General features: G+C 16.4%; 9 protein-coding genes. 4 read left to right on the top strand and 5 right to left on the bottom strand.

Going from position 1 to position 11442, the window contains the following annotated elements; genetic code table 11:
* Window positions 1-20 precede the first annotated feature (20 nt).
* Window positions 21-3242 carry a carbamoyl-phosphate synthase large subunit gene (carB, locus tag RJT80_RS00515; RefSeq protein WP_343187854.1) on the top strand — a complete coding sequence of 1074 codons (3222 nt, stop codon included), beginning with the start codon at window positions 21-23 and terminating at the stop codon, window positions 3240-3242.
* 68 nt (window positions 3243-3310) lie between these two features.
* Here the strand turns inward: carB and RJT80_RS00510 are convergent, their stop codons facing one another.
* Window positions 3311-4126 (bottom strand): symmetrical bis(5'-nucleosyl)-tetraphosphatase, encoded by an 816-nt coding sequence (locus RJT80_RS00510; RefSeq protein WP_343187853.1) that lies wholly within the window; start codon window positions 4124-4126, stop codon window positions 3311-3313.
* A gap of 68 nt (window positions 4127-4194) precedes the next feature.
* Window positions 4195-5016: a 16S rRNA (adenine(1518)-N(6)/adenine(1519)-N(6))-dimethyltransferase RsmA gene (gene rsmA / locus RJT80_RS00505; protein ID WP_343187852.1), complete on the bottom strand. Its 822-nt coding sequence runs from the start codon at window positions 5014-5016 to the stop codon at window positions 4195-4197.
* 584 nt (window positions 5017-5600) lie between these two features.
* On the opposite strand from rsmA, the gene RJT80_RS00500 reads away from it, so the two are divergent.
* Window positions 5601-6365 (top strand): DedA family protein, encoded by a 765-nt coding sequence (locus tag RJT80_RS00500; protein ID WP_343187851.1) that lies wholly within the window; start codon window positions 5601-5603, stop codon window positions 6363-6365.
* A 185-nt stretch (window positions 6366-6550) separates the two neighbouring features.
* Here the strand turns inward: RJT80_RS00500 and rplY are convergent, their stop codons facing one another.
* Both rplY and nfo read right to left on the bottom strand, forming a co-directional pair.
* Window positions 6551-6835, bottom strand: coding sequence for a 50S ribosomal protein L25 (gene rplY / locus RJT80_RS00495; RefSeq protein ID WP_343187850.1), 285 nt, complete (start codon window positions 6833-6835; stop codon window positions 6551-6553).
* Between the two features lie 49 nt (window positions 6836-6884).
* Window positions 6885-7733, bottom strand: coding sequence for a deoxyribonuclease IV (nfo, locus tag RJT80_RS00490; protein WP_343187849.1), 849 nt, complete (start codon window positions 7731-7733; stop codon window positions 6885-6887).
* A gap of 251 nt (window positions 7734-7984) precedes the next feature.
* On the opposite strand from nfo, the gene glyQ reads away from it, so the two are divergent.
* Together glyQ and glyS are read left to right on the top strand one after the other, a co-directional pair.
* Window positions 7985-8881 carry a glycine--tRNA ligase subunit alpha gene (glyQ, locus tag RJT80_RS00485; protein WP_343187848.1) on the top strand — a complete coding sequence of 299 codons (897 nt, stop codon included), beginning with the start codon at window positions 7985-7987 and terminating at the stop codon, window positions 8879-8881.
* Between the two features lie 3 nt (window positions 8882-8884).
* Window positions 8885-10951, top strand: a complete 2067-nt coding sequence (gene glyS, locus RJT80_RS00480; RefSeq protein WP_343187847.1) for a glycine--tRNA ligase subunit beta — start codon at window positions 8885-8887, stop codon at window positions 10949-10951.
* 76 nt (window positions 10952-11027) lie between these two features.
* On the opposite strand, the gene yajC is transcribed toward glyS, so the two are convergent.
* Window positions 11028-11360, bottom strand: a complete 333-nt coding sequence (gene yajC / locus RJT80_RS00475; protein ID WP_343187846.1) for a preprotein translocase subunit YajC — start codon at window positions 11358-11360, stop codon at window positions 11028-11030.
* Window positions 11361-11442: the final 82 nt, after the last annotated feature.

The following is an 11442-nucleotide window of genomic DNA, read 5'->3' as shown; positions in this document are numbered from 1 at the left end:
TTAAAATGAGAAGAGAAAATATGCCAAAAACAAAAAAAATTCAATCTATATTAGTTTTAGGAGCGGGTCCAATAATTATAGGTCAAGCATGTGAATTTGATTATTCTGGAGCACAAGCATGTAAATCTCTAAAAGAAGAAGGATATAAAGTAATTTTAATAAACTCTAATCCAGCTACAATCATGACAGATCCTCAAATAGCTGATAAAACTTATATTGAACCAATTCATTGGAAAATTGTTAAAAAAATAATAAAAAAAGAAAAACCAGATGCATTACTTCCAACAATGGGTGGACAAACCGCATTAAATTGCGCATTAAAATTAAATGATAAAAATATTTTATCAAAATTTAATGTAAAAATGATTGGTGCTAATGTAAAATCAATAAAAAAAGCAGAAAATAGAAGTTTATTTAGAAAATCAATGAAAAAAATTAATTTAAGTATGCCAAAATCAGGAATAGCAAAATCTTTAAAAGAAGCATATTTAATATCAGAAAAAATTGGTTTTCCATGTATTATTAGACCATCTTTTACAATGGGCGGGACAGGAGGTGGAATTGCTTATAACATAAAAGAATTTAAAAAAATTTGTCAAAAAGGATTAAATTTATCCCCTACTCAAGAATTATTAATTGACGAATCAATAATTGGTTGGAAAGAATATGAAATGGAAGTTGTAAGAGATAAAAAAAATAATTGCATTATTATTTGTTCAATAGAAAATATAGATCCAATGGGAATTCATACTGGAGATTCAATTACAGTTTCTCCAGCACAAACATTAAGTGATAAAGAATATCAGAAATTAAGAAATTATTCTATAAAAATTTTAAAAGAAATAGGAATTAAAACAGGAGGATCAAATGTTCAATTTGCTATTAATCCTAAAAATGGGAAAATAGTTGTTATTGAAATGAATCCTAGAGTGTCTCGTTCTTCAGCTTTAGCATCTAAAGCAACAGGTTTTCCAATAGCTAAAATAGCAACAAAATTATCTATAGGATATACTTTAGATGAATTAAATAATAAAATTTCAGGAATTAATATTCCTGCTTCGTTTGAACCATCTATAGATTATATCGTAACCAAAATTCCTAGATTTGACTTTGATAAATTTCCAAAAAGTAATAATAGATTAACAACTCAAATGAAATCAACTGGTGAAGTAATGGCTCTTGGAAGAACATTTCAAGAATCTCTTCAAAAAGCTATTAGAAGTTTAGAAAAAAATTCATATGGATTTGATTTAAAAAAAAATAATAAAAATATAAAAAAAATAAAATATGAATTACAATATCCAGGTCCAGATAGATTGTGGTATATAGCTAATGCATTTAAACAAAAAATATCTATTCAAGAAGTATATAAATTAACTAAAATTGATATATGGTTTCTTTCACAAATTAAAGAATTAATTAAAATAGAAGAAAATTTAAAAAAAAATCCAAAAAAAATATTAAATAAAAAATTTTTAAAAAAAATAAAACAAAAAGGATTTTCAGATAAAAGAATATCAAATTTAATTAAAAAAAAAGAAAAATATGTCAGAAAATTAAGATATAAAAATAAAATACATCCTGTATTTAAAAGAATTGATTCTTGTTCCGCAGAATTTAAAACATCTATTTCTTATATGTATTCTACATGGGAAGATGAATGTGAATCAAAACCTACTAAAAATAAAAATAAAATAATTATTTTAGGAAGTGGACCAAATAGAATAGGACAAGGAGTAGAATTTGATTATTGTTGTGTTCATTCAGCTCAAGAATTAAGAAAAAATAATTTTGAAACTATTATTATTAATTGTAATCCAGAAACAGTATCTACTGATTATGATATTTCAGATAGATTATATTTTGAACCAATTGTTTTAGAAAATATATTAGAAATTATAAGAATTGAAAAACCAAAAGGAATAATTATTCAATTTGGAGGTCAAACTCCATTAAAATTAGCAAAAAAATTAGATCATGAAGGAATTAAAATTATTGGAACCAATGCAAAATATATTGATCAAGCTGAAGATAGAAAAAAATTTCAAAAAATAATTAAACAATTAAATTTAAAACAACCAAAAAATGCAACAGTAAAAAATTTAATAGAAGCAGAACACAAAATAAAAAAAATAAAATATCCAATAATGATTAGACCTTCATATGTTTTAGGAGGAAAATCTATGGAAATTATATATAATTTAAAAAATTTAAGAAAATATTTTAAAAAAAATATAAAAAAAAATAATAATTCAATATTTATAGATCATTATCTTAATAATTCTATAGAAATAGATGTTGATGCAGTATTTGATGGAAAAAATATACTTATTGGTGGAATAATGGAGCATATTGAACAAGCTGGAATTCATTCTGGAGATTCATCTTGTTCGTTACCACCATATACTTTAAAAAAAGAAATACTATCTTTAATCAAAAAACAAGTAAAACAAATATCATTAAAATTAAAAATTAAAGGATTAATAAATATACAATTTGCAATAAAAAAAAATAAATTATATATTATAGAAGTAAATCCAAGAGCAGCAAGAACAATTCCTTTTATTTCAAAAGCAACAGGTATTCAATTAGCTAAAGTTGCTACTCAAGTAATGATTGGAATTAATTTAAAAAAACAAAAATTTTTAAAAGAAAATATTAATTATAAATATTATTCTGTAAAAGAATCTATTTTTCCATTTAATAAATTTTCTAATTCAGATCCTCTTCTTAGCCCAGAAATGAAATCAACTGGTGAAGTAATGGGTATAGGAAAAAGTTTTTCAGAAGCTTTTAGTAAAGCTATGTTAGCTTCAAAAAATATAATTAACAATAAAAAAAGAACATTACTCTTAATCAAAGAAGAAAATAAAAAAACAATTGTTAAATTAGTAAAAAAATTAAAAAAAAATAATTTTAAAATAGATACAATTTATGAAACATATAATTTTTTAAAAAAAAAAAAAATAAAAACAAATAATATACAAAAAATATATAATAATAAAAAAAAAATGTGTCAAGAAATAAAAAATAAAAGATATTCTTATATAATTAGTACAGCTTATTCAAAAAATGAAATAAAAAAAACTAAATTTATTAGAAAAAAAGCAATTCAACATAAAATTTATTATAATACTACAATAAATGGAGCTATAGCTTCTATTAATTCATTTAAAAGTAATCCATTTAAAAACATTATATGTTTACAAACACTTCATAAAAAATTAAAAAATAAAAAATAATTTATAAAAATAATTTTTTAAAAAAAAATAAAATATATTTATTATATTAAAAATTATTTAATATCAAACTAAATATTTAAATTACATTTTTTTTTAAAAATTTTTTTATCTTCCCATCTTAAAATAGTTAAATATCTGTTCCAACAACAACCAGAATCTAAAGGAAATATATTTTCTGGTGTTGTTGTATTACCTAAAGATGCCCAATGACCAAAAAATATAGAATAATTTTTATCTAATTTATTATTGATATTAAACCAAGGAAAAATATTTTTATTAAAATGCGGTGGTTTATCTTTATAACTAAAATCTAATTCTCCATTAATATAACAATATCTCATACGAGTAAAAGAATTTATTGAAAATCTAAAAATATTATATTTATTTAATTTATAAAAATAAAAATTTGGAAAATCTCCATTCATATAACTTAAATACTTTAAAAAATTTTTTCCTGATAAAATTTTTTCAGATAAAGTAGAAAATTTTATAATTTCATTTAAATCCCATTTTGGAAAAATTCCAGCATGAGACATAATTAATTTTCTTTTTTTATCATATTGAACTAATGGAATTTTTTTTAATTTTGTTATTATAAATTCTAAATTATTATTATTTAATAACTCTGAAATTTCTTTTTCTATAGATTTTTTTTGAATACCATAATATAATAAAATTAAATTTAAATCATGATTACCTAAAACTAATTTGACATTATTTAAAGATAAAACATATTTTAAAACATCATAAGAACTAGGACCTCTACCAACTAAATCTCCTGTAATCCATAACTCATCTTTAAAAGAATTAAAATTAACTTTCTCTAAAAGATATCTAAATTGATCATAACATCCATGTAAATCACCAATAAAATAAGTACTCATAAATAATTTCCAATTTAAAAAAAAATAAAATTTTTTTATAAAATTTTTTATAAAAAATTTTTATGTTTTCAATAATTAATTTTTTTTTTAATAAAATAATCTGTTAAAATATAATATTTTTTTATAGATAAATTTTCAGGTCTCAAAGAAGAATCAATATTTAAAAAAATTAAATCTTTTTCTGTAAATAATTTTTGTAAACTATTTTTTAATATTTTTCGTCGTTTTGAAAATGCAATTTTTGTAATTTTACTTAATATATTAATATCAAATAATAATTCAGGAAATAATTTATGAGGAGAAAATCTTAAAAAAGTTGAAGAAACTTTTGGGATAGGAAAAAAAGAATTTTTAGATATATCAAATAATTTTTTAATTTTAAAAAAATATTGAATTAAAATACTTAATCTTCCATAAAATTTTGTATTATGAGTTGCTAAAATTCTATTTGATACTTCTTTTTGAAACATAAAATGAGCATCTTTAAAAATAAAATTATATTTTATAATATGAATTAAAAATTCAGTTGAAATATTATATGGTAAATTTCCAAAAATTCGTATTTTTTTTTTATTATTTTTAAAATAAAATTTTAAAAAATTAAAATTTAAAACATCCATTAAATAAAAATTTATTTTTGAAAATATTTTTTTATTTTTAAAAAAATTTAAAACATCATTATCAATATCTATTACAGTTAAATGATCAATAAAATCAAACAAAGGAATTGTTAATGCTCCCAAACCAGGACCAATTTCAAATAATAAATCATTTTTTTTAGGATTTAAAAAAAATATTATTTTTTTAATAATATTTTTATCTTTTAAAAAAACTTGACTAAAATATTTTTTATTATAAAAATTAAAACCTAAATGTTGTTTTTTAATCACTGATAAATTGTCTCTATTTATATATGCTTATAATAGAATTTTAAATTTAAAATTATTTTATATATTAAAAAATATATAAAAAATTTAAATATTTATTTAAACATATAAAATTTATTTTTTTAAAAATATTTTTTTAAAAATAAAAAAATTATTTTTTTTTAAAAAAAAATATTTAAATTATTTTAAAAAATATATTTAAATTAAACTTTTAATTTTTTAATAAAAAATAACTATATAAAATAATTTTTTTAAAATAAAAATTTTTTAATAAAAAATTAATTTAAAATAATAGTATAATATAATATCATCAAAATATATACTTATATTAAAATTAATTTTTTATTCATAAAATATTATTTCAAAATTAAAAAATTAATTTAAAAATATAAAATTTAAATGAATAAATTTATTTAATTAAAATTATATTTTTTATATTTTACTATAATTTTATATTTTTTTAAAATTTTTTATTTAAATAAAAAATTTAAAATTATATTATTTTTTAATTTTAACATTTTTCTTATTTTCAAAATTAATATAAAATATTTAAATAATTTATATTTCTAATATGGAATAAAAAAAATATGGAACTATTATTTAATTACATTTCTAATCAACCATTAATTTATTTTTGTTTAATAGTTTTAATAATATCTTTTATTGAATCATTTGCTCTAATTGGTTTATTTATACCAGGAATTATGATTATGTCTACTATTGGAGCTATGATTGCAAAATCACATGAAAAATTTTATCCATCTTGGTTGTCTTCTATGATAGGATGTTTATTAGGAGATTGGATTTCATATTTTATTGGATTTCAATTTAAAAATTGGATTAATCAATTAAAAATATTTAAAAAATACTACGTTATTGTAAAAAAAATAACAAAAATTTTAAATAAATATAATACATATACTATTTTTTTTGGAAAATTTATTGGACCAACTAGACCAATTATTCCTGTTTTATCTGGAATGTTAGAAATATCTTTTTTTAAAAAATTTTTTTTTCCAAATTTATTTAGTTGTATTATCTGGCCTTTAATTTATATTATACCTGGAATATTAACTACATTATTAATTAATCTTCCGAATACTAATAAAAACAAATATTTTAAAAAATTTTTTATATTTAATTTAATAATATTATTTTTTAGCATATGGATAATTTGGAAAGGTTTTCAAAAAAAAAATAAAAATAAAATAATTCAATTTTTAAAAAAAAAAAACATTTATTGGATACCAAAAATAATTTTATTAATCAGTATAATAAATATTTTTATTTTACAATTTAATCAAGAAATGGTTTTTTTAAGATCTTCTATTATTAAAATATTTTATTTTTAAATAAAAATATAAAAAATTTTTAAGAGTTAAAAACGGCACGGTAAAAAAAAATTAAATCAAAAAAACAATATTATAATAATAATAAAAAAAAAAAAAAAAAAAAAAATATATAAAAAAAAAAAAAAAAAAAAAAAAAACAAAATGAAATTAATTAATGTTATGTGCCTAAAAATATAATAAAAAATTTATATCCTTAAAAAATCAATATGTAGAAATTTATATTTATATGGATGTCTTTGAATTTCTTTAAAAATAACTTTAATTTTTTTTTTATTTATAATTAATGTAATATTTTTATTAATACAATTTTTTTTATTAAATAAATTAATAATATCATTTTGTTTTAATTTAATAAATAAAATATCACTTTGTTTTCCATAAACTATAGATGGCAAATTATTTTTTAAACGTAATTTTCTACTATAACTTGTACCAAATTTTTTTCTTTCGGTTCCATAAAGTGTTATCATAATTAATCTCTCACAATATAAATTTAATAAATTAAAAATTTTAATTAAATTAATAATTAAAAATTTTAGATTTTAACCAAGAAATTTCTTTTCTCCATAATTTTTTATTAATTGTTTCTAAAATTATTGGTTTAAAATTAAATCGTTTATCTTTCATTATAAATTCAAAAAATTTTTTTCCAATATATCCTAAACCCAAATTTTCATGCCTGTCTTTTCGACTACCTAAAGGATGTTTAGAATCATTTAAATGAATTCCTTTTAAATAATTAAAACCAATATATTTTTCAAATAAATTAAAAGTTTTATGATAATTTTTAAAATCACGTATATCATATCCAGAAGAAAACAAATGACATGTATCTAAACAAATACCAATTCGTTTTTTATTTTTTACTTTATCTAAAATTTCTGATAAATGTTCAAAACAATATCCTAAATTTGTTCCTTGACCAGATGTATTTTCAACAACCAAAGTTAAATTTTGAGTTTCTTTTAAAATAATATTAATAGATTGTGAAATTCTATTTAAACATTTTTTTTTAGAAATTTTATTTAAATAACTTCCTGGATGAAAATTTAAAAATTTTAAACCTAATTTTTCACATAAAATAACTTCATCTATTAAAGATTTTATAGATTTGTTTAAAATATTATTATTTGGATGACCTAAATTAATTAAAAAACTACTATGTGGTAAAATTTGTTTCATAGAATATTTATATTTTTTACAAGTTTTTTTAAAATCATTTATTATTTTTTTATTAATGTGAGAAATTTTCCATCTTAATGGATTTTTTATAAAAAAACCTATAGCAGTTGAATTTAATTTAAAAGATTGTTTTAAAACAGAAACAATTCCTTTAGAAATACTAACATGAGGACCTATATATTTCATTATTTATTTCCTAATTTAAATAATTTAATATTTTAAAAAAAATATTACTTATTTCAAAAATACTTAATTATATTAATAATATATAATATTTTTAAAATAATAAATTTTTTAAATATAATTATTTTTTTAAAAATACATATTATATTTTAATAATAAAAAATATAATATATTTATAAAAAATAATATGATATAAAAATTTATTTTTTTATTTAAAAATTTTAAAAAATATAAAAAATTTTAATTAGGAAATTATGAAAAATAAAAAACAAAAAACTTTTAATGAAATAATTCTAAATTTAAAAAAATTTTGGAATAAACAAGGTTGTATATTAATTGAACCATTAGATATTCCTATTGGAGCTGGTACATTTCATCATAAAACATTTTTTTCATGTATTGGAAAAAAACCTATTTCATATGCTTATACTCAAGCATCAAGAAGACCAACAGATGGAAGAAGTGGAAAAAATAAAAATAGATTACAACATTATTATCAATTTCAAGTAATTATAAAACCAGCTCCAAAAAATATTCAAAAAATATATCTTGAATCTTTATTATATCTTAATATAAATCTAAAAAATAATGATATAAAATTTATAGAAGATAATTGGAAAAACCCAACATTAGGAGCATCAGGAATAGGATGGGAAGTATGGTTAAATGGAATAGAAATTACACAATTTACATACTTTCAACAAATTGGAGCTATTAATTGTAATCCAATATCAATAGAAATAACATATGGATTAGAAAGATTAGCTATGCATATACAAAATGTAAAAAATATATATGAAATAATATGGTGTAAAAATAATTTAAAAAATATTACTTATAAAAAAATTTTTTACAAAAATGAAGTTGAACAATCAAAATATAATTTAGATATATCAGGAAAAAATTTTTTATTTAAAAATTTTAAATTATATTATGATGAATCAAAAAGATTATTATCTTTAAAAAAAGTTCTTATTATACCTTCATATGAATGTATATTACAAGCAATTCATTGTTTTAATTTATTAGATTCTAGAAAATTTATATCTTCTACAGAAAGACAAAATTATATTTTTAAAATTAGAAAAATTACAAAAAATATTGCAAAAATTTATAAAAAAAAATTTTTAAAAAAAGATGGAACAAAATAAATTATGAAAAAAAAAACATTTTTAATAGAAATACAAATAGAAAATCTTCCAGCTAATTTATTAAAAAAAATAGCTCTAACTCTTTATAAAAAATTCATTCAAATCTTAAAAATAGAAAATATTATTTATGATAAAATAAAATGGTTTGCAACACATAGAAAACTAGCAATACAAATTAAAAATATTCAACAAAATAATATAAAAAAATATATTATAAAAAAAGGACCTCCTATATCAATTTCATTTGATAAATATGGAAATATTAAAAAACCAGCAATATTATGGATGAAAAAATTAAAAATAAATATAAATAAAATTGAACGATTAAAAAAAAATAATTTAGAATGGTTAATATATAAAAAAAAAATTAAATTTAAAAAATATAAAAAAATTCTTCCAAAAATAACAAAAAAAATTCTCTATAAATTTCCATGTCCTTATTTTATGAAATGGAATGAAACAAAACATAAATTTATTAGACCTATTAGAAATATTATAATGCTATTAAATAAAAAAATTATACCATGTAAAATATTTAATCTTAAATCAAATAACATTTCTGAAGGTCATTTTTTTAAAAAAAAATCAAAAATAAAAATTTTAAATGCAAATCATTATGAATCTACTTTATTAAACAAAGGAAAAATAATAGTAGATTATAATAAAAGAAAAAACAAAATATATAAAAATATAAAAAAATTATCTAAAAAAAATAAAAGTTATTTAAAAATAAATTTTAATTTATTAAATGAAGTTAATTCTTTAGTAGAATATCCAACTGCGTTAATTGCTAATTTTAATAAAAAATATTTATCTATACCAAAAGAAATAATTATTTATATAATAGAAAAAATATTAAAATCTTTTCCATTATTTAAAAAAAATGGAAAATTAAAATCATATTTTATTTTTTTAACAAATTTAAAAAAAAAAAAATATAAAAATATTATATTAGGATATAAATCTGTAATATTATCAAAATTACAAGATATAAATTTTTTTATTAAAAAAGATACAAAAAAATTGTTAAAACAAAACAAAAAAAAATTAAAAAATATTTTATTTTATAAAAATCTAGGAAATATGTATAAAAAAACAAATAGATTAAAAAAAATAATTGTATTTTTTTCAAAAATATTAGATTTTAATATAAAAAATGGAATAAAATCAGCTTCTTTATCTAAATGTGATTTAATTAGTTATATGGTATCGGAATTTCCAGATCTTCAAGGTATTATTGGTTCTTATTATGCTAAATATAATGAAGAAAAAGAAGAAATTTATAAAGCTATTAAAGAACAATATTTACCAAGATATAAAAAAGATAAATTACCAAAAACTAAAATTGGAATTGCTCTTTCTTTATCAGATAAATTTGATAATTTAATTGGATTATTTTTAATTGGAAAAAAACCAAAAGGTGATACAGATCCATTTGCTTTAAGAAGAACAGCAATAGGAATCTTAAAAATTATTATAAAAAATAAAATTTCATTTAATTTAAACATTTTAATTAATAAAATAATTAATTTATATAATATAAAAAAATCAATATCTTTCAATAAAAAAATATTTAAATTTATAATAAATAGATTTCATAATTTTTATAAAAAAGAAAAAAATATTAAAAAAATTATAAAATCTATAATAAATATTAAAAAAATTAATTTATTTCAAATAAATAAAAAAATAAAAATAATGTTAAAATTTATAAATTCTAAAAATTTAAAAAAAATATTAATATTAAATAAAAGAATTGATAATATTTTAAAAAATCATAAAAAAAAAAAATTAAATATAATTAATAAATTACTTTTTAAGAAAAAAATAGAAAAAAAAATCACAAGAAAAATAAAAAAAATAAATAAAAAAATAAAAAAATTTAATAAAAAAACAGAATATGAGAAATCTATTAAAGAAATAATAAATATTAATAAAACAATAGAAAAATTTTTTAATCAAATAAAAATTAATCATAATGTTTTAGAAATTCAAATTAATAGATTAAGTATTTTAAATAAATTAAAAAAAATTTTTTCTAAAGTAGCGATTTTTTCTTATTTATATTAAAAATATTGACTAAAAATATTTAAAAAAATAAATTTTTTAGTCAAAAAAATTTATATTATTATAAAAAATAAAAAATTTATAACGATTTTAATGTCCCTTTAGGAAGAATTGCTAAAATAAAATCTCGTTTTATTAATACTTCATTATTTTTATTTAATCGTATCTTTAAATAATTATTTTTATAAATTTTAGAAACTTTTCCCAAAAAACCACTTTTTGTAATAACTTCATCATTAATTAAAATAGAATTCATTAAAGATAAATGTTTTTTTAATTTTTCTTGTTTTGGAAGAAATATAAATAAATAAAAAAATAATAAACACATTAATAATATAAAAATTAAAGAAAACGTATTATTTGAAATAGAATTTATTGAAAATAAATATATTGAATTCATTAAACAATTCATACTTTTACTCCTTAAAGAAAAATTTATATTTTAAAAATTTTTTAAAAAATATACTTAAATACAAATATCAATAATTTAAAAT

It is taken from the genome of Buchnera aphidicola (Periphyllus koelreuteriae) (assembly GCF_039360445.1).
Taxonomy (GTDB): domain Bacteria; phylum Pseudomonadota; class Gammaproteobacteria; order Enterobacterales; family Enterobacteriaceae; genus Buchnera_J; species Buchnera_J aphidicola_BM.
Note: the sequence above shows the minus strand (reverse complement) of the source record. Positions and strands in the feature narration are given on the sequence as shown.

Coding starts and splice junctions, on each gene's coding strand:
- carB (WP_343187854.1), top strand. CDS start 21: ATGCCAAAAACAAAAAAAATTCAATCTATATTAGTTTTAGGAGCGGGT.
- RJT80_RS00500 (WP_343187851.1), top strand. CDS start 5,601: ATGGAACTATTATTTAATTACATTTCTAATCAACCATTAATTTATTTT.
- yajC (WP_343187846.1), bottom strand. CDS start 11,360: ATGAATTGTTTAATGAATTCAATATATTTATTTTCAATAAATTCTATT.
- glyS (WP_343187847.1), top strand. CDS start 8,885: ATGAAAAAAAAAACATTTTTAATAGAAATACAAATAGAAAATCTTCCA.
- glyQ (WP_343187848.1), top strand. CDS start 7,985: ATGAAAAATAAAAAACAAAAAACTTTTAATGAAATAATTCTAAATTTA.
- RJT80_RS00510 (WP_343187853.1), bottom strand. CDS start 4,126: ATGAGTACTTATTTTATTGGTGATTTACATGGATGTTATGATCAATTT.
- nfo (WP_343187849.1), bottom strand. CDS start 7,733: ATGAAATATATAGGTCCTCATGTTAGTATTTCTAAAGGAATTGTTTCT.
- rplY (WP_343187850.1), bottom strand. CDS start 6,835: ATGATAACACTTTATGGAACCGAAAGAAAAAAATTTGGTACAAGTTAT.